Here is a 25670-nt window from a genome sequence, read left to right as displayed (position 1 = left end):
GACCAGGCTCTCAGTCCATGCGCTTCGGCTCGAAGCTGAAGCCGACTCCACGGATCGTCCTGATCCAGTTCGGACTACCTAACTTCCGCCGCAGGGAAGCGACATGGGTGTCCAGCGTGCGCGAGGCACCGCCCCAGGTCTCGGACCACACCGCAGCGAACAGCTGGTCACGGGTGAACACCCGGCCGGGCGCCCGTGCGAGCACCACCAGGAGATCGAACTCCTTGCGCGTGAGTGCGAGATCTTGGCCCGCGACGCTGACTCTGCGCGTCCGCCGATCGATGACGATCTGCCCCTCGGAAATGCTCTCCTGGGGCGCCGACGGCGCCTGCTGCGGCACACTGCGCCGGATGACGGCGGTCATTCGCGCCAGCAACTCCTGGATCTGGTACGGCTTGACGATGTAGTCGTCTGCGCCGAGGCGCAGGCACAGGACCTTGTCCATCGGGTCGGAGCGCGCCGTGACGGCGATGATGGGCACCTCGTGCGACGAGCGCAGCCGCTGGCACACCTCAAGGCCGTCGATGTCCGGCAGGTTGAGGTCGAGCAGCACGATGTCCCAAGTGGGCTGTGAATACAGTGCGCTGCCGCCGGTGCTGGAGTGTTCCACGTCCCAGCCGTACTGCTCCAGGCTCTCCATCAGGGCGCTGGCGACGTCAGGGTCATCCTCTACGAGCAATGCCTTCACAATCTCCCCCGTTGCTTAGGTTGCCTTGCTAATGCAACTTCCACATTGCGCGTTGGCTCCGTCATCTTATGTGAAAGTTGTTGGCAGACAAGGACCGATTTTGAAGAGCCCTCACGTCTTCCTGTCAATCTCGGCACAGTCCTTTGGATGACAATGTCTAATCTTGTTCCACTGTTACATGGGCAGTTGGGAGCGGCGCGTGCTTCCCCGGATCGACGTGGAGGACACAGTGGCGAGGGAATCGCGTCGGAACTCACTCCGTGGCAGGCTGACCCTCTGGGTGGTGTGCGGCCTCCTGGCCGGCGCCGCGTTCGGGCTGGTCGACCGCGCGGACGCGGCGCGGATGGGTTTCCTCTCCGACGCCTTCATCTCCCTCATGTCGATGCTGGTCACCCCGATCATCTTCGTGACGGTGGTGACCGGGATCGCCACCGTCGGCAGTGTCCACCGCCTCGGTCACCTCTCCGTGAAGGCGTTCGTCTACTTCGAGCTGACCACGACCCTCGCGCTCGGCGTCGGACTCCTCGCCGGTGACCTGCTGGGACTGTCGCCCTCGGGCGGTCATCTCACCAGCAGCTCCGCCGACCTGGGGCCGATCATGAAGCAGGCCGAGTCGGCCCGGAACGGTGCGCTGAGCATCCAGGGCTTCGTCCCCGACAGCTTCGTGTCCGCCTTCACGAGTGGCCATCCGCTCCAAGTCCTCGTCGTGGCCGTCCTCTTCGGCGCGGCCCTGATGCGCTCCGGGGAGCGGGGTGCCCCGCTGATCGACCAGTTCGAACGGCTCGGACACGTGCTCTTCTGCGCGGTGCGCATCCTGGCCGTCGGTGCGCCGCTGGCCGCTTTCGGCGGCGCCGCCTACACCATCGGCCGTTTCGGACTCGTGCCGCTGAGCGCCCTGTTGTACTTGGTCGTCGCCTTCTATCTGGTCTGCGCACTGGTGGTTTTCGGGGGACTGGCGCTGCTCGCCCGCGCGAACCAGTTCTCTCTGCTCAAGCTGGTCAGGTTCCTGCGCCACGAGATACTGATCGCGGTCGGTACCTCGTCCTCCGAACCCGTCTTTCCGCGGGTGCTGCGCAAGCTCGAACTGGCCGGTGTGCCACGTGCGACGGGTGCGCCCTTGCTGGCGGGCGGATACTCGCTGCACCTGGTGGGCACGTGCATCTATCTCACCATGTCGGCCGCGTACATCGCGGAGATCACCGGTGACGGTCTGGCCTTCGGTGAGCAAATGCTCTTGCTGGTCCTGGCCATGGTCATCTCCAAGACCGCGGTGGGCGTGACAGGTTCGGGCTTCGTCACACTCGTGGCCACGGTGTCCATCACCCACGCTCCGTCGCTGGCGGGCGTCGCACTGCTCCTCGGGATCGACCGGCTCATGTCGGAGGCCCGGGCGGTCACCAACCTGATCGCCAACGCGGTCGCCGCCGTGACCATCGCCAACTGGGCGGGTCATTTGAACGTCAGCCGGCTCAACCACGTCCTGTCCGCGCCCCGCCCGGCGGACCCCGACCGCCCCGAGGACGACCCCGCGGTGGTCGACATCCGGTTTGTGGACTAGCGCCGACTTCGGCGGCCTCTCTGAGCGCCGCCATGAAAACGGGGTCGGACCCGAAAGGGTCCGACCCCGTCTGACGCAGCGCCGAGCAACCGCGCAATCCCGTCGTGCCGTCGTGCCGTCAGTGGTCGCGGTAGGCGACCTGCTCCGCCATCTTGCCCAGGCGCTGCTGCCAGTCGTCCGCGAGGGGCGCCTTCTCAAGTGCCGCAAGGGCAGTCGTGACGAGCCGGTCGATCTGCTCCTCGACCTCCTGACGTACGCCGGAGGCGAGCAACGCGTCGCGCAACTCGGCCGGGTTCCAGTCGCCGTTCCGGCCGTCCGCCACCAGGCGGGCGACCCGGGAGTCCTTGGCGGCCGCCAGGGCGATCAGCAAGGTCATCTTGTGTTCACTGACATCCAGGCCGGCGGGCTTGCCGGTCGCCGCGGAATCGCCGAAGGCGTCGAGCAGGTCGTCGCGCAGCTGGAACGCCTCGCCCGCAGCGATGCCGTACTCCTCGAACGGCGCCTGCAGTTCGGGCCGCCCGGCGAGGGACGCTCCGAGTGCGAGGGGCCGGTGAATGGTGTAGCGACCGGACTTGCAGACCGCGACCCAGCGGGCAAGGTCCGGGTCCGGCACCAGCTCCGCGGCAAGGGCGATGTCCAGCTGCTGGCCGACGATCATCTCGGTGACCAGGTCCGTCCAGATCTCCATGGCCGGCCCGGGCAGCCCGCTGGTGAGACGGTTGGCGTAGCCCAGCGCCAGGTCGCCGGCCAACATGGCGACGCCCTCTCCGTACCGGCGGGGCTCACCGGCCCAGCCGCGCTCCGCATGGAGGCCGGTGTGCTTGGCATGCACGGTCGGCACCCCACGCCGGGTGGGCGAGTTGTCCATGATGTCGTCGTGGATGAGGGCAAAGGCGTGCAGCAGTTCCAGTCCGGCGGCCGCGGCGACGACCGCGTCATCGTCGAGCGCACCGCCGGCCGCCAGATAGCCGCTGATGCAGAACGTGGGGCGCAGCCGCTTGCCGCCCGCCGTGACGAGCTCCGCGATCGCCTCGACCGGCACCGCCACACGGGCGTCGACGGCCCCCCAGCGTGCGGACTCGGCGCTCAGCAGGCCGTCGATGAGCGCGCCGGCCCGGGCGAGGAACCTGGCGCAGGCTTCATCGGCATCGCCGTCGCCGGCACCGCCCTGCGCCGGCCGCTCAAGCCCCGGCGGCAGCTTGAACGCGTCTTCGGTGGCGGCTGCCTCGGTTTCGATGTCGGTGAAACCAAGGGTCCCGAGCCGCTCGACGACCTGGTCGACCAACGCCTCGGGCACGCCCTCGCCGGAGCCCAACCCCACGGTACGGACGTCGGCCAGCCACTCGGGGTTCAGCTGGTCCGGGTCGGACAACAGCCGGGCCTGTGCTCCGGCGGCCTGCGCGATCTCCACCATCCGGACCGAGTCGCTCGAGTTGGCCGACCCGGCGATGAGCACAAGGTCGCTGCGCCCGGCGATCGCCTTCACCGCGCTCTGCCGGTTCTGGCCGGCGTTGCTGCGCACCTGCGGGGACACGCCGTGCGCGGAGAGGATGCGCACGGCCCCCTCCGGCACTTCGGCCTCCGAGTCGACGAACCTGGCACCCGGCGGCTCGGCGAGCAGGATTCGGCGTGGTGCAGACGGCATGTTTCCCCCTCAGGTTTCTCGAAGTTCACCGCGTTCTCGTAACCGGGATCCAGCCGGAGCGACGCGAGGTGACTGGCGAAGCCGCCGATCGTGGGCGAGCAGGACCGGCCGTTGTCGTTGACGACGATCACCACCGGACGTTCCTCGCAGGCCGCGATGTTGTTCAGCGCTTCCCACGCCATGCCACCCGTCAGCGCGCCGGGAGCGCGGTCGAGGCATGGGAGTTCTCGATGAAATCGTGCTCGGATTCGGCCCTGCTCGGGTATCCGGACAGGCCACCACGCCGGCGCAGCCGGTCGAATCCCGCGCGGCGCCCGGTCAGCGGCTTGTGTACGTAGGCCTGGTGGCCGGTGTCAAAAAGAAGCCGGTCTTTCGGGGACTCGAATACTCGATGAAGTGCAATGGTCAGCTCGACGACTCCGAGGTTCGGCCCGATATGCCCTCCCGTCCTGGACACTGCGGTCACCAGGAAGTCGCGGATTTCGGCTGCAAGGTCCGGCAACTGCGAGGGGGCCGGCGCCCGCAGGTCCTCCGGACCGTGAATCTTCTCGAGTATTCCCATGTGGGTGTGGCTCTCCCGTTAGGACTTGCCGAGCTGCGGCAACCACCATCGGCCAATGGACTTGCCCGGGACTGATGAGCGGATTGGCGTCGGCTTGGCGACAAGCCGGCGCCAACTCACGGAACAGTCGGCGCCAAGTCCCTGGCTGCCACGCGCGCGGACTGCCGGTCGTGTTTCGCGGTCGCGAATCGGTCGTGTTTCGCGGTCGCGAAGCAGCCCCGACCTGCAGGGCCGGTCGGGCCGCGGAGATCACCGAACGTCACGATCCACAAGTCCCTTGACGAGTGCTATAGCTCTCAGTGATCCTCTCCGTAGAGGTCCACCAGCATCCACACACGGGGGGCGTGGCTACACGCCAAGGGGGGGATGGTGACAAGGCTCCTGCTATGCCGAGCCGCACCGTGCCGAAGTGCACGAAACGCACGAAACAGAAGTCCAAGGGAAAGCCCGGGCTCAACCGACGGCGAGCGATTCTTGTGCATGACGTGCCGCGACCGCCTGGAGAATGACCTCCTGACTTTACCGGCGCTGTACTCCGACTGCGACAAAGGTGCATGTCCGGAGGCAGTGCGCGTGATACGGAAGGTTCCCAGGAAAAGTGCCGCCACCGACGTGATGAATCCCGTCGCTGCCGATATGCGGTCTGCCATTCGTACGGTCTTGGCATCCTGGGCAGGACTCGTCACCGAAGAACGCCGATTGGAGGCTCCGGCCCGAGACGTCCCGGCACTCGCTCGATTCCTGGGCCGGCATCTCGAGTGGCTGGCCCGCCACCCTGCTGCAGGCGATATGGCGGACGAGATCAGAGATCTCGCACGAACCGCACACAATATCGCTTATCCGAACAGCACGCGCCGAGTCCATATCGGCTCATGCCCCTGCCGAGACTGCGACGGTGACCTGGTAGCCCTTATACGCCACCACGGTGATCTTGTTCCCTCCAACATAGTTTGCACCACCTCCCCCGACCACTCGTGGCCGGTCACCTGGTGGACCAGGCTCGCCCGTCAGATCCGAAGCCAAGGAGACGGCACATGAATCGGGAACCCGTGCTGGCCGGTCTGACAGCAGAAGACATCGCCGGCTTACTGCGGGTCTCCAAAGGCTCCGTGTACCGCTATGCCCATCTGTACCGATGGCGCCGATACACCCACACCGGCCGCGCCTACTACCATCCCGGCGACGTCGCCGCCACCCTCGACCGTCTGAATCAGAACAAGGACCACCCCGCGCCGGCGTAGCGATCTGCGCTGCCGGCCCGGGCGGGCCGCCGGACGGCTCCGGCGGCCCGCCTTGCTGTCACGCCCTCCAGACGGCCGGAGGGGCCCTCGCCCACGTCACCTCCGCACTCAACAGGTGTTCTCTGGCTGGATCTTGACGGTCGGGTGGCGAAGAACCTATATATAGGCTTGTCGCCCACGAGTCCGCCTCTTTTCAGTCAACTGACGTGCGGCCGAGGCGACTTCGCACATTGACGGCCTGGTCCACCGCGGGCGGGCCGCTGCCTCGCACCCCTTCGGCAGCGCCGGCGACTCCCGTTCCACCCGCGCCTCCCGGATGCCGTCGAGTCCACGACGGTGATCACGCGCGAACCATCCGATGTTCGACACCTACCTGCCGCTCAGTCAGAACGCGGGCGGCGGGATCGGCGATCCGCCACAACACCCTCTGCTTTGAGCGCTGTTCCACATAGACGACACGGAGGCGAATCACATGAGCGGCCTGATACTTCCGCCCCGTCAGGGGCGAAAGCTCGTCACAAGGGCGCAGGAAGTGACCTTCAAGGTCACTGGCTCGGACGGCTCCTCCATATCGTGCTTCGAGGTGGTTGTGCCGCCGGGCTTCGATGTCGGGGCACATACGCACACCCGCTCACAGGAGCTCTTCTACGTCCTGGAAGGCGAGTTGGAGCTACTGGCGTTCGAGCCCGCCGAACGTACGGCAGAGAGCTGGCACCACTGGGAGTCCTCCGCGGGGGACCGGGCCGTCCGCGCAGGTGCGGGTGCCTGCATGTTCGTTCCCCCCGGAACTCCGCATGCGTTCAGGAACGCCACCGACAGACCGGCCCGCATGTTGTTCCAGAGCTACCCCTCACCGGATCACGAGCACTACTTCGAGGAGATCGTGGAGATCTTCTCCGCCGGCCCATCGGTGGATTCCGACGCCGTGCAGAGGATGCGCGAGCGCTATGACGTCAACCAGATCACACCGCTTCGCTACGAACCACCGGCTCCCCTGAACTCCCGGTCCGCGACGGAACGCGAAGCGTAGCGAGAGGTGACCACAATGGACAGGATTCCCCTGGTTCACGCGAGCCTGGGAGACAAGGAACTCGCTGCCGTCGCGGAGGTGTTCTCCTCGGGCTGGCCGGCCGGTCAGGGACCGAAGGGGAGGGCGCTGGAGACCCAGCTGGCCGAGCGTTTCGGGGTTGCTGACGCCGTTGCGCTGAGCAACTGCGGCGCCGCGCTCCACCTGGCCATGCTCGCGCTCGGCGTCAAGCCCGGCGACGAAGTGATCGTCGCCGACTACACCTTTCCGGCTCCCGCCCACGCGGTGCGATACGTCGACGCGGTTCCGGTCTTCGCCGACGTACGCGCCGATACCGGCACCGTGGACCCACAGGCGGTGGCGGACCTCGTCGGTCCGCGAACAGTGGGCATCATCGCGGTGGACACGGTCGGCATGCCCGCCGACTACGCGGAGCTGACGTCGATCGCGGATCGCCACGGACTGTTTGTCGTCGAGGACGCCGCTTGTGCGGTCGGCGCGACCTACCAGGGACGCGACGCGGGTGCGCTGGCGCCGGTGGCCTGTCTGTCCTTCCACGGGCGCAAGGGAGCCAGCAGTGGCGAGGGCGGGGCTCTGCTCACCTCCGATCCCGCGCTCGCGGCCGACGCGAGGCTGCGGTCGTCCTTCGGCATCGGGAGCATCTTCGAGCAGGCGCAGGTCGTCGGCCTGCCGATACCGGCGTTCACCGACATCGGCTACAACTACAAGCTGTCCGACATCGCCGCCGCGATCCTGCAGGTGCAGCTGGACCGGGTCGACGAGCTGCTGGACCGCCGGAACGCCGTCGCAGCGCGCTACGCGGAACTGCTCGCGGACGAGGAACTCGTCACGGTGCCGCACGTGCCGCAGGACCGTACCCATGCCTGGCAGTCCTACATGGTGACCTTGGACCCGGGCGTGGACCGTGCGGGGGTGGCCACCGACCTGCGTGCTCAGGGCATCGGCTGCGGGCACGGCACGTGGGCGACTCACCTGCAGCCCGTGTACCGGTCGAAGCAGAAGTGCCCGGTCTCGGCGGATCTCTTCCAACGCAACCTGGCCATCCCCATGCACGCCGAGCTCACCACGAGCCAGGTCGAACGGGTCGTGGAAGTCCTGCGGACCGCGCTCCGAACCCACGCGCGTCCCCACACAAGCTAGTTGTCCCGTGCTCCTCGGAGTCCCTACGGCACCTCCCACCGGGCCGCCGACGGCGCGGCGGCTCTCAAGGCCTGCCGCGCCGCCTGACCCGGTCCCGGGAAAGCTCCCGCTGCTACCGGGCGAAGATCAATGTGCTCGGCGACGGTGTGGGCTGGAACGAGACTTCTTCGAAGCCGGCCTTGGTGAGCCAGGTGTGGTAGTCGTCCCGACGCCACGTGCTTCCGTGCCTGCTCTTGAGCAGCATCTCCGCGGCGAAGGTCAGCGCGAAGGGCGGGCCGCCACGGTCGTCGTCGACGACGTAGTCGGAGATGACCAATGTCCCGCCGGGCTTCAGAGCGCTCCGCACCCTGGCGAAGATCGCAACATTGTCCTCCGGCCCTTCCTGGTGGGCGATGTTGGAGTACATCACGATGTCGTGAGCGCAGTCGCCGAAGTCGGTGGTGTGGAAGTCGCCGTCGATGTAGCTGACGCGATCGGCCACCCCTCGCTCGGCGAGCAGCCGGCGGGCGATCGCGTTGATCGGCGCCCAGTCGAGCTGGGTCGAGCGGGCGTCGGGGTTGAGCCCGAGCCAGATGGCGGAGCAGATGCCCGATCCGCCTCCTATGTCGAGGATCGAGATCTCTCCGGCCTCCGCCAGCCGCAGCGTCTCGGCGGCGATCTCCGCCACGGGAACCGACTGTGCGGCGATGGCCTGGACCAACCCCTCCCAGTGCGGGTTGTCGGCCACCTCCACCACCGCGTTCGTCAGCGGCCCCCCGGCACGGACAACATCGGGCAGCCCCGTCAGGGCGGCCATGTGGCCCATCTTGAGTTTGGCGAAGCCGCTCAGGGAGGTGGGCCGGCCTTCCACCAGGAAGGCGGATGCTTCGGCGGTGTTGCGGTATTGGCCGCCGTGCAGCTCGACCAGGCCGAAACTGACCAGCCCGTCAAGGAGAACTTGCGCACCCCGCTCCGAGATCCCGGCGCGGGCGGCCAGTTGGTCGGCGGAGGTCGCGCCGTCCTCGAGGTGGGTGAACAACGAGTGGCTCGCCGCTGTGCCCACAATGCCGGTGGCCCAGTAGCCAGTGATGAGCTGAAGGATCCGATCCGACGTCGGTTGGCCGCTGTTCATTCTGTCCCTCCCGAATACAGGTACGGCGCCGATACAGTGGCCGCGTTCGTTTCTCTGCCCTCTGGCTCGTCCGCGATCCATCTGCCCAGCGCCATCTCGGCGGTGATGCCGGGACCGAAACCGGCGATCACGCCGGTAGCGCCCGATGGCAGTGTCGTGTCCTCTTCAAAATGCCTGCGCAGGGCCTCGAGCACGACCGCGCTGGCGATGTTTCCGTATTCAGCCAGGGTCGCCCAGCTGTGGCGGAACACATTGCGATCGACATCGAGGAACTTGGCGAGGTCGTCCAGAATCCGCGGACCGCCGGCGTGAATGACGTAGAAGTCGAGGTTGCCGATGTCCCAGCCGTGGCCTGTGGCGAGGTCACGCAACACCGGTGCGAGTGGTTCCATCGTCCCCGGCACCCGGCGATCGAGCCGGAAATGGAAGCCGGTGTCGCGCACGGCGTAGGAAATCCAGTCCTCGGTGTTCGGAATGAGGTATGAGGCGTTGCGCTCCAGTGAGATGCCGGTGCCGCCGCTGCCCCGCACCACGGCAGCCGCGACCGCGTCACCGAACAATCCGTCGGACAACAGCGAACCGATGCCGTCGTCTTCGGGTTGGTAGCACAGCGAGCACAGCTCGCACGAGACGATCAGGACATTGCTCTCGGGGTGCGCCACGCAGAAGTCGTGGGCGCGGTTGATCGCCGCTCCACCCGCCGCGCAGCCCAACTGCGCGATCGGCAGCTGTCGCGTGTCGTATCGGAACCCCATACTGTTGATCAGCCACGCGGTGGGCGAGGGCATCAGAAATCCGGTGCACGACACATAGATAATTGCGTCGATGTCTTCTGCCACCAGGCGCGCGTTCGCCAGAGCCTGTTCTATGACGTCCGGGCACCGCTTCTTCGATTCCAGCTCATAGATGCGGTTGCGCTCCTCGAAGCCTGGATGCCTCAGCGTCTCCTCGATGGGCTGCACAATATGCCGCTTCTGCACTCCCGTGTTCTGTATCAGTCGAAGTGCCAGCGGAAGCTGCGGCTTTCCCGCATGTACCCTCTCGGCGAATTCCAGAGTTTCTTCCAGCGTAATGATGTATTCCGGCACGCTCACCGACGGCTTGCATAGAGTTGGCATGCCCGGCATCTGCCTCTCTGATGTAGAGGATGTCCTTTTCCCCTCACAACGTGTACTCCCCTTAATGTCGCGCATCTCGCTTGCTACGGGCTTGGTGGCGACTTGGCTCGATCTCCTGAATAAAGGAGTGGAATGCAGAGGATTGAGAGATGACGAACGAGGAAACCAACTGCGACACGATGGTCGCCGACCCCGGGGTTGGCGGACGGCCCGGGACGCCGTTCGTTCCTCGGCAACTGCCGGGAGGCGGTACGGGGACTGCGCGGCGCATCGCTGAACTGGAGCGCGAAGTGCGGGAGCTCCGGCGGGCAAATCAGACACTGACGATGTACTTCGCAAAGGCTCTCGAACTCGACCCCGCCACTTCACCCCCGGATGCTGGTCTCGAATGCGCTGCCCAAGGGGCCGAGGCACAGCCTTCGCAGACCCCGGATACATCACCGGCCGGGGTGGAGTTCCGGGTGCTGGGTCCGGTGGAGGCGACCGTCGCCGGCCGGCTGGTGGATCTGGGAGCGCCGAAGCAGCGCGCGGCGCTCGCGCTGTTGGTCAGCCAGGTGGGTCAACCGGTGTCGGTCGATGTGATGCTGGAGGAGTTGTGGGACGGGCAGCCGCCGCCGTCGGCGATAACCTCGCTGCATGCGTATGTAGCCAATTTGCGGCGGGTGTTGGAACCGGATCGGCCACCGCGGAAGCCGGCGACGGTGTTGCGCACTCACGGCCGGGGCTATCTGCTCGACGGCCGCGTTGCCGAGGTCGATGTCCATCGCTTCGGTGAGCTCGCGACGGCCGGGTGGCAGGCACTGGATCAGGGTGATCCGCAGCGGGCACTGAGCGAGTTCGAGGCGGGGTTGGCGTTGTGGCGTGGGCAGGCCTACACGGAGGTGGCCGATGCCACGCATGTGGCGCCGGAGGTGGTGCGGCTGAAGGAGTTGCGGCTGTCGGTGGTCGAGGGGCGTTGCTCGACGCTGATAGCCGTGGGGGCCCATGAGGTGGCAGTGTCCGAACTGGCGGCCTTCATGCAGGCCCATCCGCTGCGCGAATACGGCTGTGAGCTGCTGAGTCTGGCGTTGTACCGGGCCGGACGGCAGGCCGACGCGCTGGCGGTGCTGCGGACCCATCGGAAGCGGATGGCTCAGGAGCTGGGCATCGACCCCAGTCCGGCGCTTCAACACCTTGAGAGTGCGATCCTGCACCAGGCCCCGGCGCTGGGCTGATGCTCAGGTTGAACCCGTAGACACCATGAGAACGCGCAGCGACGGACGCGACCCCCGATGATCGGGCTTCTCGAAGCCTTCGATCAAGAGCAGGGGTCGCGTCCGCGCGTCATCCCTACCGGGCCTTGTGACCGGCGTCAGAAGGCCCGTGGCGGAAGGTTGTCACACGCCCCCGAGGGCGGGTTCCAGGTCGGACTGGTCCGTCAGCGGCTGGGGGTCGTCATGACGCCTGAACAGGGCGCTGGGCCACCACATCCATCGACCCACGTCCAGGGTCAGCGCGGTGACCAGCACCGAGCGGACGATCATGGTGTCCAGCAGCACGCCGAACGCCACCGTGAACCCGAGCTCGGCCGTCATCACCAGCGGCAGCGAGCCCATCGCCGCGAAGGTACCGGCCAGCACCAGACCCGCCGAGGTGATGACGCTCCCGGTGGTGGACAGGCCCACCAGCGCGCCGCGCCGGGTGCCGTGCAGCAGTGCCTCTTCGCGGACCCGGGTGACCAGGAAGATGTTGTAGTCGATGCCCAGGGCGACCAGGAACACGAACGTCAGCAGCGGGAAGGACGCATCCGACCCGGCGAAGCCGAACACGTGGTTGAACATCAGACTGCTCACGCCGAGGGCCGCTCCGAACGACACCACCACCGTCGCCATGAGCAGCAGCGGTGCGACGATCGCCCGCAGCAGCAGCCCGAGGATGAGGAGCACCACGACCAGCACGATGGGGATGATCACCTTGTCGTCGTGGGAGGCCGCGTTCTGCGCGTCGAGCACGATCGCCGTGTTGCCGCCGACCTGGGCATCCGCGCCCTTGATCCGGTGGACCGCGGTTCTGGCCTGCTCGACGGTGCGTGTCGCGGCCTTGCTGCTGGGGTCCTCCTTGAGCTCCCCGAGCATGATGACCTCACCGGCCTTGACCACCGGCGGCGAGACGGCGGCGATTCCGGGGACGCCGGACAGCGCGGTCTTCACCTGCTCCGCCGAGGCGGCCTTGGCCACCACGTAGACGGGGTCGCCCGAGCCGGCCGGGAAGTGCTTGGACTGGATCTCCTCGCCGACGGCCATCTGCGGCTTGTTGGTGAACTGGTCCTTGTTGGAGAGCCCGTCGGCCTTGAGCCCGAACACCCCCATCGCCATGGCGCCGAGGACGAGCGCGGTGCCGATCCACACGATCCGCGGCCGGCCGGAGACGGCGGTGCCGACCCGGGTCCAGATGCCCTCCTTGGCCGCCGCGGCCGATCCGTACGACGGCTTCGCCGGCCAGAAGATCCAGCGTCCGCAGATGACCAGCAGGGCCGGCATCAGGGTGATCATGGCGAGCAGCCCGACGAGGATGCCGACGGCGCAGGCCGGCCCGAGCCCCTTGGTGGAGTTGAGCGTGGCCAGCATCAGCAGCATCAGGCTGACCGCGACGGTAGCGGCGCTGGCGATGATCGCGGGGCTGGAGCGGTGCAGGGCCTCCGCCATCGCCTCGTGCCGGTCCTCGTGCCGCCCCAACTCCTCCCGGTACCGCGAGATGAGCAGGAGCGCGTAGTCGGTGGCGGCGCCGAACACCAGCACGGTCAGGACGAAGCTGGTCTGCTTGTTGACGGTGAGTCCGGCGTGCTTCGCCAGCAGGTAGATCACCGATTCCGACGTCGCCAGGGCGACGCCGACGGTCAGCAGTGGCACCAGTGGCAGCAACGGGCTGCGGTAGGTGAACAGCAGAATCGCGACCACCACCAAGGCAGTGATCGCGGTCAGTCCGCCTCCTTTGCTGAAGGCCTTGATCGAGTCGGATGCGTAACCGCCAGGCCCGGTGACGTGGAACCCGAGACCGCCTGACTTCTCTTTGCCGACCTTGGTCATCGCGTCGACGACCTTGCCGATCCCTTCCCAGCCCGACTTGTCCTTGTGAACCTGGACCACGGTCTGGATGGCCTTGCCGTCCTGGGACTTCACCGGGCCCTGCGGCTGCCCCACGACGTTCTTGAGGCCCTTGAAGGCTTCGGCGTCGGCCTGGGCCTTGGTCATGTCGGCAGGCGTGATGCCTTCGGGCCGGTCGTAGATCACAATCGCCGGCAGGGTGTCGGAGGGCTGGAACTTCTCGATTCGGTCGACGACCTTGGTCGACTCCGCGTTACCGGGCAGCCAGGCCGAGTTGTCGTTCTTCTCGACGTCGCCGAGCTTGCCGGCCAGCATGAGGGCCGGTAGCAGCACGGCTATCCAGAGGGCGAGGACGACCCATTTGGCCACCCTGCCGCTGGGCAAGGACGCCAGTCTGCGCATCATGAGGATTCCTCAGTGTTCAGTGAGCGTGGGAGAGCTTGTCGGGATTGGCTACGGCGTAGATCCCGCACACTTGGTTGCCGTCCGGAGTGAGGTCGAGGACGACGACGGCGTACGGGGTGTCGCCGGCGAACAGCAGTGCTGACAGTTCGCCGTTGACACTGCGGTAGGCGACGTCGAGGCTCCTGTCGGAGCGGGGGCCGACCGCGGCGAGCAGACGGGCGACCTTGTCCCGGCCCTGGATCGGCCGCAGAGCCCCCGCTGCCTCGGCCTTCCCCCCGCCGTCACCCCACAGGGTCACCTCCGGCGCCAGGATCTCCAGAAGGGCATCCAGGTCACCGCCGAGCGCGGCGGCCAGGAACCGTTCGGTCACCTGCCGCCGGAGGTGCGGGTCGGGCTCGTAGCGGGGGCGCCGGGCGTGGACGTGCTCGCGGGCGCGGTGGGCGAGCTGGCGAATCGCCGAGGGACTGCGGCCGAGGATCTCTGCGATCTCGGTGTGGGCGTAGCCGAACACCTCGTGCAGGACGAACACCCCGCGTTCCAGCGGGGTGAGGGTCTCCAGGATCACCAGCAGCGCCATCGACACCGAGTCGGCGCGCTCTGCCGCATCAGCGGCGTCGTCGAGGACGGGAGTGCCGGTGAGGGGGCTCACCAGCGGTTCGGGCAGCCATGGCCCGATGTACGTTTCACGGCGGCGGCTGGCGGTGGCCTGCTGGGCCAGGGCCCGGTTGACCGCGATCCGCACCAGGTAGGCGCGCGCGTTGTCGACCCGCTCCGCGCCCGGTGTCTGGTTCCTGGCCGCCCACGACAGCCATGTCTCCTGCAGCACGTCCTCGGTGTCAGCGACGCTGCCGAGCATGTTGTACACAACGGAGAACAGCAGCTCGCGGTGGTCGCTGAACACCTGTGTCGCGGTGCTCGCCAGCGGATCTGGCGGGGCGTGGTACATCGGAACAGGGCCTCCCGTCGCGGATGCGTTCAGAACTGAGAGTGCCCAAGGCACCCGGAGTGTGACACCCACTCCCCATATGTGATCCACATCTCATCGACGGCCGGGTCGTGGCGGGCCCGAATCCCCCTCGGCACCTGGCAGTTGGGGTTACGCCACGCCCTGAAGTACAGGTGCCGCGTCCTCGACCCGGGAGTGAACGTGGCTGAACGCGAGGAGTACGGGAGCGTCGGTCAGGATGGGGAAGTGGTACGCGAACGGGCGGGGGCCGACCATGTCGGGCGGCCCGCTGTACCCGCCGTCGGCGTTCTGGTTGGCGAGCAGCCAGGACAGGGCGCGCCCGATGGGCTGGGGGTCGGCCCCGTAGCACAGCGTGATCAACCCGTAGGCGGTGCTTATGTCGTCGCTGCGATCGCCGGGCTGCATCCCCCAGCCGCCGTCGTCGTTCTGCGTCTCACGCACGGTGCGCTCGATCCGCTCGGCCATGCCGGCGATGCGGCGGTCGTGCGGGCTCGTGGTGCATGCGGCGAGGCGCGCACGGAACAGCGTGTGCAGGCGGCTGCGGCTCCACCCCGGCTCGAAACCGCCGTCGGACAGCTGGTTGTCGGCGAGGAACGCCAGGGCGCGTTCCCGTTCGGGCGCGGTGGACGGATGCGGCCCGAGCGCACAGATGGCCGCGGCCGTCATGCACGGCTCGGAGGAGGCGCCGGCGACGTAGGTGGGGAACCCGCCGTCTGCGCCCTGTACGGCCAGCAGCGCGTCCACCCCGCGTCGCACCGAGCCGCCGAAGGCGACCGGATCGGTTGCCTGCAGGAACTCCAGGGCGCACGAGGTGTCGTCGACGTCGTTCTGCGCCACCTCGGGGGACATGGACCAGCCGCCGCTGAGCGTCGCGCCGCGGGAAAGGGAGCGCCCCGGGGCGCCACCCTGGTGGGCGGCGAGCACCCCGGCCATCCTCCGCAGCAGGCTGTACGGGGCACCGGCCGCGGCGAGACCCATTCCGGCGGTCGAGGTGCACCAGTTGTGCATCGCCGCCACGAACGGGAAGCCGCCGTCGGCACGCTGGTGGCGCAGCAGTGTCTCCAGGCCGCTGCGCACGGTCGCTTCCTGCCCGGGGACACCGGCGAGCCCGTGCAGCGTCAGGATGTGCATCAGCACATACCCCTCCCACACCGTCGTCGCCGGGTTCGTCGCCGTCAGCGTGCTCAGCGCGGCAGCGGTGGCCTCGTTGCTGACGTCCGCCGCGGCGGCGAGGATCAGCGTCACGGCGGCCTGCTGGACGGCGGCCCAGGAGTGGATGGGATCGCTGGGGACCACTCCGCCCGCCGCCGGCGCGACGCCGGACGGCAACGGGCACCCGAGCACCGACAACACCGCGTGCACCATGTCGCGGCGGCGGCTGGAGATGAACCCCGGTGCGGCGCCGAGCACGCCGTCCGTCAGCTTGCCGACGAACGCGGCGTCACCGGCGGCTGCCCCGCCGGTGGCCCCGCCGACGGCGAGTGTGGCGAGGACGCGGTCGAGCTGCTCCGGGGAGTTCCGGTGCGCCTGGAGGAAGGCGAGCAGGCGATCCCGGGCGGGCGAGGCCATACCGGTGCGCGTCATCAGCGACAGCGCGAGCGCCGACTCCAGCACTCGGCTCTCACACTGCTCGCGTATCGCTCCGTCGGGATCGACCCTGCTGCTGACGTAGCCGAGCAGCCGGGATGTCGCCTGGCGCACGTGATCCCGGTCGACTTCCACGGGCCACGGCATCGGAGCCGAACGCGTCACATGCGGTGGTTTCATGCCATGCTCCTAAATACTTGGCCGGCGCTTTCCGCGACGTGGTGCCGGCTTGGCGACAAGCCGGAACAACGCGCCGCGAAAAGCGCCGACTTCGAGGACGAGCGCGGATCAGCGAATGCTCTGCTTGAAACGGAAGAGGTTGTGCGGGTCGTACTTCTCCTTGACCTGCATCAGTCGCGGATAGTTCTCCGCGTAGTAGGAGAGCTCCCAGTCCGAGAGGCGGGGGTCGATGAAGTTCTGGTACGTCTCGCCGTTCGAATAGGGATCGATCGCGGCGAAGCCGGCATCGACGAACCGGCCCGCGGCGTCCTTGGCCTCGTCGGAGGCCGGCGCGACGGCGTTCGAGGTGAGGAAGCTGACCGAGAAGAGGGTGTCGCGGTGCACGTACGCGGTGGCAGTGCGCGACACGGTGTTGACCTGCCCGCCCATGGCGGAGATCTGCATCTGGCGGGCCTGCCCGGCAAGCCGGTCCGAGTCGAGTACCGCGAGCGCCTGCGACCATCCGTCGCGCGGCATCGCCTCGCTGAACAGGCGGCTGCGCCACGCCCCGAACGCCGGCCTGGGGATCTGTCCCCCGGGGGACGTGTCGCTGCGGTGGCACTGGTCCGCCGTGAGGTCGGCGCACCTGTAGAGGGACATCATGACCGACTTGTAGGGCGCGGTGAACGACTGCCGGTAAGCCGGGGCGTGGCCGACCAGGGCGAGGAGCCGGTCGATCTCGGCGGCGAACCCCGGGCCGGTGTCCACGGAGCCCAGGAAGATGTTCGCGGTCGGGACCTTGCCGGGCGCGGCGTCCTGGAGTGTGATGTTGACGCCGCTGCCGATCGACCACGGTGCGTCGGCCAGCCATCGAGCCCAGCCGTCCAGCATGTCCAGCGCCTGGTCGTAGGTCCAGGTGAGGCTGCTGACGGCGATGTTGGCGAGGGGCGTAGGGGCGATCGTGTAGGAGGTCACGATGCCGAAGTTGCCGCCACCGCCGCCACGGAGGGCCCAGTAGAGGTCGCTGTGCTGCTCCGGTGAGGCGGTCACGGCCCTGCCGTTGGCGAGGACCACCTGCGCCGACGTCACCTTGTCCGAAGCCATGCCGATGCTCCGGGTGAACAGGCCCATGCCGCCGCCCTGCAGGAACCCGCCGGCCGCGACGGTCGGACAGTAGCCGCCGGATATCGTCAGCCCGGCCGGCGCGAGCGTGTTCGTGACGTCGACGAGTTGCGCCCCGGGGCCGATCGTCGCGGTGTCGCTGCCGAGGGTGACGGAGTTGAGCCCGGACACGTCGATCACGAGACCCGGTGTCGTGGAGTATCCGCCCGCGCTGTGGCCGCCGCTGCGCGCGGCGATGGGCAGGGCGTTGTCCTGGGCGAAGGCGAGGCACACCGCGACGTCGGCGGCAGAGGCGCAGTAGGCGACCGCCCGGGGTGCGGTGTCGTCGAACTGGACCTGGTAGAGCTGCTTGGCGGTCGCATAGTCCGCGTCCGACGGCAGCACCAGCCGTCCCTGGAGGTGGCGGCGCAACTGGCTCCAGCAGACGCCGGACGAGGCCTGGGCGCGTGCGGAGCCGGGCAGCACCGTCGCGGCCAGCGCGGCCCCGCCCGCGCCGAAGAGGAGGGATCTCCGATTGATCATGCGCTGTTTCTTTCTTCGAGGGGACGTTGCGGGCCAGGTGAATGTGTGCGAACGGCACTCGGTCGAGGACGCCTGAAGCAGTCCTCCCGATTACGCGGCAACCTGGTCCAAGATGCGGGAGATGGCGTTTCCCAGAGCGTCTGCCGGGTTTGCGTCGCCGCTCGGGCTGCGCCATGCCACGTGGTTGTCGGGCCGGACCAGGAGGGCGCCCTCGTCGGTCATCTGCCGGACGGCCTCCCAGCTGCCGTCGACGTCGGCGTACTCCGCGCCGTGCCCGATGCGGGCCGTGACGATCGGGATCGAGAACTTCTCCGCCACCTGCGCGGCCGCCTCGCTCCACGGCGTTCCGTTCGGGCCGGTGATCAGCACGAAACCGGTCTTGGAGCCGGTCAGGTCATGGGTGGACAGGCGCCGGCCGTCGCGCTCGATCCACGCGTGCGGCACCAGGTGCCCCGGGCGGGTCGTGGGCTGGTGGACATCACCCAGCGGCGCGCGGGCCGGCGGCCGACTGCCGTCCGGGACGACCGCGCCCTGCTCATAGGCGAAGCCGACCTCCACGTCGTGCGCCTGGCACTCGCCACGATGGGTGGCGAAGATCTCCGCGGCCCGCGCCCGCTGGGCCACGCCGCCCGGAGTCGGGGCGAAGTATCCGCCGAACATCATCGTCCGGCGCTCCGGCGGGACGTGCTGGCCGAGGCCGACGGCGGCGTCGATGGCGACCTGGTGGGCGGAGGCCGCGGACATCGCCCAACCGATGTTGAACTGGCCGATGGGCCGCCGCTCCGCTTCGTAGGTGTCGAGCAGGCCGCCGGGGGCGCGGCCGGTGAGCACCGCGGCCAGCTTCCACGCAAGGTTGTGCGCGTCCTGGATACCGGTGTTCAGACCGAGCCCGACGGCGGGCGGCTGGCGGTGCGCGGCGTCACCGGCGAGCAGCACCCGTCCGTACCGGTAGCGCTCGGCGATCACCGCCTCCACGGTCCAGCTCGTCACCTCGTGCAGGGTCAGTTCCAGCTCGGGCAGGCCGAGGACCTCGCGGATCCTGGCGACCACCGCCTGCTCGTCGGACCGGTCCACACCGGCCAGGGAGACGTGCAGGCCCCATTCCTCGCAGTGCTTGCCCCAGGTCGGCCCCATCTCGATGAGGGCGTTGGTGAGGTCCGCGCGGTAGGGGTTGAGGAACCAGGTGATGATCGAGCCCTCGTTCCACCACTTCGACAGATCGGCGGAGAAGTAGACCGTCGTGGCGTCGAACAGGGCAGGCAGGCCCTGCATCTGCACGCCGAGAGCGGCACCGACCGTGCGGCCTCCGTCCGCCGCGACGACGTACTGCGCCTCGACCGTGGTGAGCTCCCCGGTCTCGACGTTGCGGACCTCGGCGATGACACGGTCACCGTTGTCGGACAGCGCGGTCAGCTCGTGGCCGAAGAGGATACGCCCGGGATTACGGTCCTCGGCGTGACGGCGCAGGATCGGCTCCAGCCGTACCTGCGGCAGCTTGACCGGCATGGCGGGCCCGGCCGCCTCGTACTTCTCGCGCAGCGCACCACCGCCGAACGCGTCCATCTCATGGATCAGCCGCGTGTCCAGGGGTCCCTCACCGGTCAGCGTGGTCTGCCAGCGCACCTTGCCGAACTTCTCCAGTGGCGCGCCCTGTTCGGCCACCTCGCCGTGCAGACCGTGCTGACGGAAGATCTCCATCGTGCGCTGATTGAGGTAATGCGCCTTCGGCAGCTTCGACGTGTCCGCACGCCGCTCCACCAAAAGGTGGTCAACACCGTGATCGGACAGGAGAACAGAGGCGGACAAGCCGGTCCCGCCCCCGCCCACGATCAAAACCGGAACCTCGATAGTGCCCATGATCCGTCCTTCCAGAGGTGAATGAGCGTCGCTATACCGGATCCTTGATGACCCCGTCAGACAACTGCATGATGTCCAGTACTTCGGGACGCCACCGGTAGTAGGACTGGAGTTTGTAGTATTCGCCGTCGGGCTGGGACGCGACGGCGTAGACGAACCTCGGATTTTCCTGGGAGTTCAGCACGTGCTTCACGTATCGCTCGACCTTCGGGTCGAGCGGAATGGGAAGTCCTGTCGGATCCGGGGTCGCCACGGCAAAGCAGATCCGTTCGAGCTTCGGGGAATCCCAGTTCAGGGTCACATAGATCCCGAATGCCTTCTGGCCGAGCGTGAGCATCTGCTCGGTCGGCTCTGCCTGCTCGACCTCGCGGAGCATCGAACGAATGGACTCCGGTTCAAAGCACCCAGGGGGCTGCTCGCCGAAGTACACATTCACCGTTCTGTGCCGGTAGTCGATCCCGAGCAGACCTGCCGTGTCACCCAGGCCGTGCCGGTCGAAGAAATCGATGCTCTCGCCCAGACCGCGCGGCATCGACGGAATCCCGGCAAGCTTCGAAATTCCCTGGAGGTCACCCCGGGGCAAGACCAGCCAGATCTTCTTGAAACCCCCGACGACCCCGAAGTCGATACCGTAACTGTCAATGGGGCAGTGTTCCCTGATGTCCGCGAGCAGGGCGCCGGCGGGATGGGCCGTCGCCTCGGTCAGGCCGTTCGACACGGCCAGCTCATACGGATCAACGTCCAGCGGAACCGTGAACCGGCAGTCGAGGTCTCCCTCGTGCCGCGCACCGGTCCCCATCCTGAACGCGATCACGGCGTCCGCGAGACCGTCGCCGTACACGTTCAGGATGGGCAGGACCTTGTCCCGCGAGCACGGCACATCCAGCAGCCGAGCGGATTCCTCGATAACCGAATAGAGAGCCTGCACCGCGTCTTCCGGGTCAGCTCCGGCTACCTCACTGGTGACGTTTCCCTTATCTTGGAGCTCCATGCGCCCAAGGCTCGGCCACGGAACTTGGCCGCGACTTGCCGCCGACTTGGCGAGGCCAGGCCGTCCTCCAGGGCGGCGATGACCTGCGGCCTCACCTCATCAGGCCGGTGCGCTGCGTGCGTCCGCGCAGCGCCACGTCGAGAACGCCGTGTTCGGTCGGCCATGGCTCATGCCTGTTGCTGGATCTCTTGTTGGATCTGTTCGTGGAGGCGGCGGGACAGTTCGACCCGGCGCGTCTTCAGCGTGGCGGTGCGTGGCAGTTCGGCCAGCGGGATCTGGATCGGGTCGGCCAGCTGCGGATACCCGGCGACGGCCGCGCGCCAGCGGTCCAGGTCGAGTGGTTGGTCCTTGTGGGTGCAGACGACCGGGATCGCGGCGGACTTCGGGCCGGGCACCACGACGAGCTCGATCACCTCTTCCAGCCTGTCCAGCACGGCATCCTCGATCTCGAGGTTGCTGCCCACCCCGGGGATCGTGTCGAATTCCCGGTCGAGCATGTGCAGGCAGCCGAACTTCGTGCGGTAACCGACGTCCCCTGTCCGCCACCATCCGTCGTGGACGTTGGCGTCGTAGCGCTCCTGCTCGCCGTAATAGGTCTTCGCCAGGCCGTCCCAACGGGCTTCGATGGAGCCGGGGTTCTGCGCCGACGGCCGCTCGCCGTTCTGGCTCACCAGCCTCACTCGCGCGCTGCCCGGCAGGGGGTAGCCCACGCAGCGCCCGTCCATGCGGTGCATGGAACTGCGGAAGTAGGGGCGGCCGACCGCCGGGCCGACCTCGCTCTGCCCGTAGATCTGGAAGAACTGCGGCGCTTGACGCTCGGAGGCGTCGAGCAGCCGACGGACCGTTCTCGGGTGGATCGCGTCGAACGTGCTGCTGAAGACCTTCACCGACGCGAACGGCTTCCGCGGATCGTCGGCCAGGCCCTCCCACGCCAGGAACGAGTTGGGAAGCGCCTCGATGAGTCCTGGCCGGTACTTGGCGAAGAAGTCGGCGACGTCGTCGGGATCGCCGTGGTTCACCAGCAGCACCGGCATCGCCTTGGCCAGGCACAGGGCCATCGCGGCGAACATCCGCGAATGACCGAAGGCGATATGGATAGCGACGGTTTCCCGCTTCCTCATCATCGCCAGCAGGAACAGCTGCGGCCGAAGCCGGGCGCGCATCGTCCGCGGCGTGTGCACCACCAGCTTGGGCAGCCCGGTGGTGCCGGAGGTGTGCGTGATCATCGCCGGCTCGTCCAGCCCCTGGAACACCGCGTGCACCGAGGGCGATCCGGCGAGCTCGGCGAGCGAGGTCACCCCCGGCCCGGAGTCGCCCACACTGATCACGTTTTTGGTGAGCTCCGCGAGCGGTACGTCGGCCAACGCGTCGAGCTTGGGCCCGTCGCTGAGCAGGTGTGGCTGGTCAAGTCGCTTGAGCAGGGCTGCGATGGTCGTGCTGTCCAGCGAGTGGGACAGCATCACCGGGACCGCACCGGCACGCGCCACCGCGGTGGCCAGCAGCCACACGTCGAAGTTGGCGTCCTTGTGGATCACGACGCGTTCCCCGGGTCTCACCCCGGCCGCCGCGATCCGGCCCGCCAAGTCCACCACATGACGGGCGAGCTCGGCCACCGTGAGGCGCCGTCCCGCCTCCGGGAGAACATCCAGATCGTGATCAAGTGTGAGCAGCGTCGAGCCGTCCTTGACCGCCGCTCTTTCCGGCAAGACTCCGAGATAAAGACCGCGCTTGTGTATCGACTGCCTCATGAGACCTCCGTCCAGACCCACGTCGCTCCCGGTATTCGATGGATGACGGCGCACTTCTCGGGGATCGTGCGGCTTCGGCGTCCTTGGACGGCCCGTCTCGCTGCCGGTGCTGCGTGCACCCAGCATCGGCAGAGGACTTGGCTGGGGCTGTGCAACGGGTTGGCGCCGGCTTGGCGGCATCCGACCGTCCGAAGCGCAGAGCGGGTCCGGGTCCTTTCGAAGCCCTCCGCCGGGCGTCCCTTCCCTCACAAGCAGGACGCCCGGCGGGGCAGTTCGTGGTCAGCGCACGTCGTAGGCGCGGGCCACGGTCTGGATGACGGAGTTGCCGCGTGCGTCCGTCAGTTCGGCCTTCAGCGTGACCTGCTTGCCGGAGGCGCCCGCGTGGTCCACGGTCGCGGTCCAGGTGCCGTCGTGCTCGGCGACCGGAGCCTCGGTCCAGGTGGTGCCTCCGTCGTACGAGTACGACAGTTCGGCCCCGGTCAGGGCGGCCGGGGTGTAGCCGGCGTGGCCGGTGGCGGTCAGGGTGATCTTCTGCCCGTCGGCCGGGGCGAGGGTCTTGTTGCCGTCCTCAGGGAGTCCGTACCGGGGGAAGATGATCGGGATGCCCTGCGAGTAGACGCTCTCGTCGAGCGCGGAGCGGAACTTCCAGACGGTCCTGACGCTGGTGGACCGCTGCCAGACCTTGGCCGGGAAGGCGAACTTCTCGGTGTTCTGCTCGAGTTCGTACGACGCCTCCTCCGCCGGGACCTCGAAGACCCCGAAGGCGTAGGTGCTCGATCCGATCTCCTGGCCGTTGCGGCGCAGCCGCAGGTTGCCGATGTCGCCGAAGGAACCGTCCACGGCGTGGTGGGTGCCGTCGCCCCACATCGCGGCGGCGAAGCCGATCAGGTTGCCCTGGCGTTCGGCGGTGAGGAGGGGCTTTCCGTCGGCGTCGCGCGGGGCGACCGGGGCGATCACTCCGTCGTACCAGTCCTCCGCGCGCTGGTCACCCGCCTGGTACGCCCGCGACCGGCCGATCATGAACTCCCCCCAGGGGAAGCTGCTGGAGACGGTGTGCTGCCAGGACGTGTCGCCGGGAGTGAAGAACTCGGTGCGGGTGACGGGTACCGGGAGACTCTCGGCCGGGAGCAGCACTTGCCTCCCGTTCGGCTGGGAGGCGCCCAGGAAATCGATGTAGTCGGCGGCGACGCCCATGGCGTGGTAGGTCGCCTCCGTGCGGCCGAGCCGTTCGTCGTCGACCCGGTACGTCAGGTCCTCGTCGATCCCGCCGCCCCGCGGGAAGGCGAGGTTGTAGGTGTACGGCGCCTTCGCGCTGGCCTTCCAGCGGAGGGTGACCTCGCCGCCGGCCAGCTGGGGGGCGGAGTGGTACGCGAGGACTGCCTTGGCGCCCGCGGCCTTGGCGTTGCGGGCCTGCTGAAGGACGGAGCCCTGGCCGTCGGCGATACGGACCAGTGCGATCTTCCCCTGGACTCGAGTCCGTCGTCGACCCGGCCGGCGGCGAGCGCCGTGGCGGCGCCCTCGGGACAGACGTACAGGTCCTTGCCCATCTGGCGGGTCTCCAGCAGCGGCACGCTGCCGTCCTCGCGCGGCAGCGCGGTGGCGGTGCTGCGGCCGGAGGTGTCGGTGCTCACGAGTACCTTGTCGCCGGTGACGAGAGTGACCGTGACGGGCTTGTCCGCCTGTGCGTTCACTGCCGTCTCGCTGCCGACGAGTGGCCTCTTGGCGGACGCGTCGTCCTGCGGCGGGGCGGCCGCTGACGGGGCGATCGCGGTGACGGCCAGGACGGCGGCGGTCGCCGCCCCCAAGGCCGTACGCGTTATCGGGCGCATTGCTCTCCCCCTTGCTTGTCGGTGCTGCGGTGGCGACACCTTGGCAAAGGGGTGGGTGGTGCGGGAATGATGTGCCGGGGCGGGAATGCGCCGTGCCCATTTCCCGCCACGGGTGCCGTGGAAGCATTGCCTCCGGGAGGGGTCGGGGATGTTGGGAGCGATAGGTCTCGACGAGACGCAGGAGTCGGCGTACCGCGTGCTGGTCACGCTCGGGGCCGCCGACGTCCCCGGCCTCGCGCACCGGTTGTCGCTCACCGAGACCGCCGCGGAGGGTGCGCTGCGCCGGCTCGAACGGCAGGGCCTCGCCGCCCAGTCCTCGGCCCGTGCGGGACGCTGGGTGGCGGCCCCGCCGGGGGTCGCCCTCGGCGCGCTGCTCACCCAGCAGCGGCATGAGCTGGAGCAGGCCGAAATGGCCGCGGCGCTGCTGGCGGAGGAGTACCGGGCGGAAGCCGGGGAAGCCGGGGAGCCCGCGGTGCACGACCTGGTCGAGGTGGTGACCGGCGCGAGCGCCGTCTCGCACCGTTTCCTCCAGCTCCAGCTGGGGGCGACCTACGAGGTCTGTGTCCTGGTCACCGGGAAACCCGTCGCCGTCGCCCCCATGGACAACTCGGCCGAGGAGCGGGCGGCGAACCGCGGGGTCGCCTACCGCGCGGTGCTGGAGCGCGAGGCGCTGTCGCTGCCCGGCGGGGTCACCGAGCTCACCGCGGCACTGGGACGCAATGAACAGGTCCGGGTCGTCGATCGGGTGCCGACCAAGCTGGCCGTCGCGGACCGCGCCCTCGCGATGGTGCCGCTCAACGCGCGGGGTGCCGAGCCCGCGGCCCTGGTGGTCCATGCGAGCGGGCTGTTGGAGTCACTGATGGGCCTGTTCGAGGCGGTGTGGCGGGACGCGCTGCCGCTACGGCTCGGCGAGGGCGAGGAGGTCGTCGAGGCGCAGCAGCCGGGACCCGACGCCACCGACCTGCAGATCCTCTCCCTGCTGCTGGCCGGAATGACCGACGCGAGCGTCGCCAAACAGCTGGGGCTGGGACCGCGCACCGTACAGCGGCGGGTCAAGGGGCTGATGGAACTCGCGAGGGCCACGTCCCGCCTGCAACTGGGCTGGCGTGCATACGAGAAGGGCTGGGTCACGCGGGACTAGCATCCTCAACATGAAAAAGCCCCGCACCATACGGTGCGGGGCTTTCCCTCAATGATTGTTCGGCGGCGTCCTACTCTCCCACAGGGTCCCCCCTGCAGTACCATCGGCGCTGTGAGGCTTAGCTTCCGGGTTCGGAATGTAACCGGGC

The 25670-nt window shown here is 68.3% G+C and carries 18 protein-coding genes, 1 rRNA gene and 2 pseudogenes; 6 read left to right on the top strand and 15 right to left on the bottom strand.

Annotated features, from left to right (window positions below):
- Window positions 1–10: 10 nt before the first annotated feature.
- The gene (locus tag ACWD3E_RS41500) at window positions 11–688 is read right to left on the bottom strand and encodes a response regulator transcription factor (protein ID WP_451392645.1); all 678 of its coding nucleotides are present in this window, start codon (window positions 686–688) and stop codon (window positions 11–13) included.
- A gap of 178 nt (window positions 689–866) precedes the next feature.
- Here ACWD3E_RS41500 and ACWD3E_RS41495 point away from each other — a divergent pair, with 178 nt between their 5' ends.
- The gene (locus ACWD3E_RS41495) at window positions 867–2246 is read left to right on the top strand and encodes a cation:dicarboxylate symporter family transporter (RefSeq protein WP_451392655.1); all 1380 of its coding nucleotides are present in this window, start codon (window positions 867–869) and stop codon (window positions 2244–2246) included.
- A 118-nt stretch (window positions 2247–2364) separates the two neighbouring features.
- Here the strand turns inward: ACWD3E_RS41495 and ACWD3E_RS41490 are convergent, their stop codons facing one another.
- Complete coding sequence (locus ACWD3E_RS41490) at window positions 2365–3891, bottom strand: polyprenyl synthetase family protein (protein WP_451392644.1); 1527 nt, start codon at window positions 3889–3891, stop codon at window positions 2365–2367.
- Between the two features lie 14 nt (window positions 3892–3905).
- Window positions 3906–4453 (bottom strand): annotated as a pseudogene (locus ACWD3E_RS41485) (1-deoxy-D-xylulose-5-phosphate synthase N-terminal domain-containing protein); the annotation flags it as partial.
- A 1034-nt stretch (window positions 4454–5487) separates the two neighbouring features.
- Between ACWD3E_RS41485 and ACWD3E_RS41480 the strand changes: the two are divergent.
- The 3 genes from ACWD3E_RS41480 to ACWD3E_RS41470 all read left to right on the top strand — a co-directional run bounded on the left by ACWD3E_RS41480 (window position 5488) and on the right by ACWD3E_RS41470 (window position 7882).
- Window positions 5488–5694 carry a hypothetical protein gene (locus ACWD3E_RS41480; RefSeq protein ID WP_451392643.1) on the top strand — a complete coding sequence of 69 codons (207 nt, stop codon included), beginning with the start codon at window positions 5488–5490 and terminating at the stop codon, window positions 5692–5694.
- 472 nt (window positions 5695–6166) lie between these two features.
- Window positions 6167–6724 (top strand): cupin domain-containing protein, encoded by a 558-nt coding sequence (locus tag ACWD3E_RS41475; RefSeq protein WP_451392642.1) that lies wholly within the window; start codon window positions 6167–6169, stop codon window positions 6722–6724.
- A gap of 15 nt (window positions 6725–6739) precedes the next feature.
- A complete protein-coding gene (locus ACWD3E_RS41470) occupies window positions 6740–7882 on the top strand; it encodes a DegT/DnrJ/EryC1/StrS family aminotransferase (RefSeq protein WP_451392641.1) in 1143 nt (380 codons plus the stop codon).
- A 112-nt stretch (window positions 7883–7994) separates the two neighbouring features.
- On the opposite strand, the gene ACWD3E_RS41465 is transcribed toward ACWD3E_RS41470, so the two are convergent.
- Entirely contained in the window at window positions 7995–8993 is a 999-nt protein-coding gene (locus ACWD3E_RS41465) for a methyltransferase (protein ID WP_451392640.1), read from the bottom strand.
- Window positions 8990–10111: a type III polyketide synthase gene (locus ACWD3E_RS41460; RefSeq protein WP_451392654.1), complete on the bottom strand. Its 1122-nt coding sequence runs from the start codon at window positions 10109–10111 to the stop codon at window positions 8990–8992. The genes ACWD3E_RS41465 and ACWD3E_RS41460 overlap by 4 nt, the downstream gene beginning before the upstream one ends.
- Before the next feature lie 149 nt (window positions 10112–10260).
- Here ACWD3E_RS41460 and ACWD3E_RS41455 point away from each other — a divergent pair, with 149 nt between their 5' ends.
- Window positions 10261–11325, top strand: a complete 1065-nt coding sequence (locus tag ACWD3E_RS41455) for an AfsR/SARP family transcriptional regulator (RefSeq protein WP_451392639.1) — start codon at window positions 10261–10263, stop codon at window positions 11323–11325.
- A gap of 162 nt (window positions 11326–11487) precedes the next feature.
- Here the strand turns inward: ACWD3E_RS41455 and ACWD3E_RS41450 are convergent, their stop codons facing one another.
- The 9 genes and pseudogenes from ACWD3E_RS41450 to ACWD3E_RS41410 all read right to left on the bottom strand — a co-directional run.
- Window positions 11488–13599, bottom strand: a complete 2112-nt coding sequence (locus tag ACWD3E_RS41450) for an MMPL family transporter (RefSeq protein WP_451392638.1) — start codon at window positions 13597–13599, stop codon at window positions 11488–11490.
- Window positions 13600–13615: 16 nt separating this feature from the next.
- Entirely contained in the window at window positions 13616–14545 is a 930-nt protein-coding gene (sigJ, locus tag ACWD3E_RS41445; RefSeq protein ID WP_451392637.1) for an RNA polymerase sigma factor SigJ, read from the bottom strand.
- A 150-nt stretch (window positions 14546–14695) separates the two neighbouring features.
- The gene (locus tag ACWD3E_RS41440) at window positions 14696–16333 is read right to left on the bottom strand and encodes a prenyltransferase/squalene oxidase repeat-containing protein (protein ID WP_451392636.1); all 1638 of its coding nucleotides are present in this window, start codon (window positions 16331–16333) and stop codon (window positions 14696–14698) included.
- Window positions 16334–16441: 108 nt separating this feature from the next.
- The gene (locus tag ACWD3E_RS41435) at window positions 16442–17956 is read right to left on the bottom strand and encodes an FAD-binding oxidoreductase (protein ID WP_451392635.1); all 1515 of its coding nucleotides are present in this window, start codon (window positions 17954–17956) and stop codon (window positions 16442–16444) included.
- 90 nt (window positions 17957–18046) lie between these two features.
- On the bottom strand, window positions 18047–19813 hold the full coding sequence (locus tag ACWD3E_RS41430) for an FAD-dependent monooxygenase (protein WP_451392634.1): 1767 nt from the start codon (window positions 19811–19813) through the stop codon (window positions 18047–18049).
- Window positions 19814–19844: 31 nt separating this feature from the next.
- Complete coding sequence (locus tag ACWD3E_RS41425) at window positions 19845–20804, bottom strand: aromatic prenyltransferase (RefSeq protein WP_451392633.1); 960 nt, start codon at window positions 20802–20804, stop codon at window positions 19845–19847.
- Between the two features lie 167 nt (window positions 20805–20971).
- Complete coding sequence (locus ACWD3E_RS41420; RefSeq protein WP_451392632.1) at window positions 20972–22552, bottom strand: class I adenylate-forming enzyme family protein; 1581 nt, start codon at window positions 22550–22552, stop codon at window positions 20972–20974.
- A 279-nt stretch (window positions 22553–22831) separates the two neighbouring features.
- On the bottom strand, window positions 22832–23746 hold the full coding sequence (locus ACWD3E_RS41415) for a hypothetical protein (RefSeq protein ID WP_451392656.1): 915 nt from the start codon (window positions 23744–23746) through the stop codon (window positions 22832–22834).
- Window positions 23747–23950: 204 nt separating this feature from the next.
- Window positions 23951–24481, bottom strand: a pseudogene (locus ACWD3E_RS41410) (hypothetical protein); the annotation flags it as partial.
- A gap of 48 nt (window positions 24482–24529) precedes the next feature.
- Here ACWD3E_RS41410 and ACWD3E_RS41405 point away from each other — a divergent pair.
- The gene (locus ACWD3E_RS41405) at window positions 24530–25522 is read left to right on the top strand and encodes a helix-turn-helix transcriptional regulator (RefSeq protein WP_451392631.1); all 993 of its coding nucleotides are present in this window, start codon (window positions 24530–24532) and stop codon (window positions 25520–25522) included.
- Between the two features lie 57 nt (window positions 25523–25579).
- On the opposite strand, the gene rrf is transcribed toward ACWD3E_RS41405, so the two are convergent.
- Window positions 25580–25670, bottom strand: a 5S ribosomal RNA gene (gene rrf / locus ACWD3E_RS41400); the annotation flags it as partial.

It is taken from the genome of Streptomyces sp. NPDC002676 (assembly GCF_053592455.1).
Note: the sequence above shows the minus strand (reverse complement) of the source record. Positions and strands in the feature narration are given on the sequence as shown.

Coding starts and splice junctions, on each gene's coding strand:
- ACWD3E_RS41450 (WP_451392638.1), bottom strand. CDS start 13,599: ATGATGCGCAGACTGGCGTCCTTGCCCAGCGGCAGGGTGGCCAAATGG.
- ACWD3E_RS41465 (WP_451392640.1), bottom strand. CDS start 8,993: ATGAACAGCGGCCAACCGACGTCGGATCGGATCCTTCAGCTCATCACT.
- ACWD3E_RS41440 (WP_451392636.1), bottom strand. CDS start 16,333: ATGAAACCACCGCATGTGACGCGTTCGGCTCCGATGCCGTGGCCCGTG.
- ACWD3E_RS41495 (WP_451392655.1), top strand. CDS start 867: ATGGGCAGTTGGGAGCGGCGCGTGCTTCCCCGGATCGACGTGGAGGAC.
- ACWD3E_RS41405 (WP_451392631.1), top strand. CDS start 24,530: ATGTTGGGAGCGATAGGTCTCGACGAGACGCAGGAGTCGGCGTACCGC.
- ACWD3E_RS41470 (WP_451392641.1), top strand. CDS start 6,740: ATGGACAGGATTCCCCTGGTTCACGCGAGCCTGGGAGACAAGGAACTC.
- ACWD3E_RS41490 (WP_451392644.1), bottom strand. CDS start 3,891: ATGCCGTCTGCACCACGCCGAATCCTGCTCGCCGAGCCGCCGGGTGCC.
- ACWD3E_RS41455 (WP_451392639.1), top strand. CDS start 10,261: ATGACGAACGAGGAAACCAACTGCGACACGATGGTCGCCGACCCCGGG.
- ACWD3E_RS41460 (WP_451392654.1), bottom strand. CDS start 10,111: ATGCCAACTCTATGCAAGCCGTCGGTGAGCGTGCCGGAATACATCATT.
- ACWD3E_RS41420 (WP_451392632.1), bottom strand. CDS start 22,552: ATGAGGCAGTCGATACACAAGCGCGGTCTTTATCTCGGAGTCTTGCCG.
- ACWD3E_RS41425 (WP_451392633.1), bottom strand. CDS start 20,804: ATGGAGCTCCAAGATAAGGGAAACGTCACCAGTGAGGTAGCCGGAGCT.
- ACWD3E_RS41430 (WP_451392634.1), bottom strand. CDS start 19,813: ATGGGCACTATCGAGGTTCCGGTTTTGATCGTGGGCGGGGGCGGGACC.
- ACWD3E_RS41480 (WP_451392643.1), top strand. CDS start 5,488: ATGAATCGGGAACCCGTGCTGGCCGGTCTGACAGCAGAAGACATCGCC.
- ACWD3E_RS41435 (WP_451392635.1), bottom strand. CDS start 17,956: ATGATCAATCGGAGATCCCTCCTCTTCGGCGCGGGCGGGGCCGCGCTG.
- ACWD3E_RS41475 (WP_451392642.1), top strand. CDS start 6,167: ATGAGCGGCCTGATACTTCCGCCCCGTCAGGGGCGAAAGCTCGTCACA.
- ACWD3E_RS41415 (WP_451392656.1), bottom strand. CDS start 23,746: ATGGGCGTCGCCGCCGACTACATCGATTTCCTGGGCGCCTCCCAGCCG.
- sigJ (WP_451392637.1), bottom strand. CDS start 14,545: ATGTACCACGCCCCGCCAGATCCGCTGGCGAGCACCGCGACACAGGTG.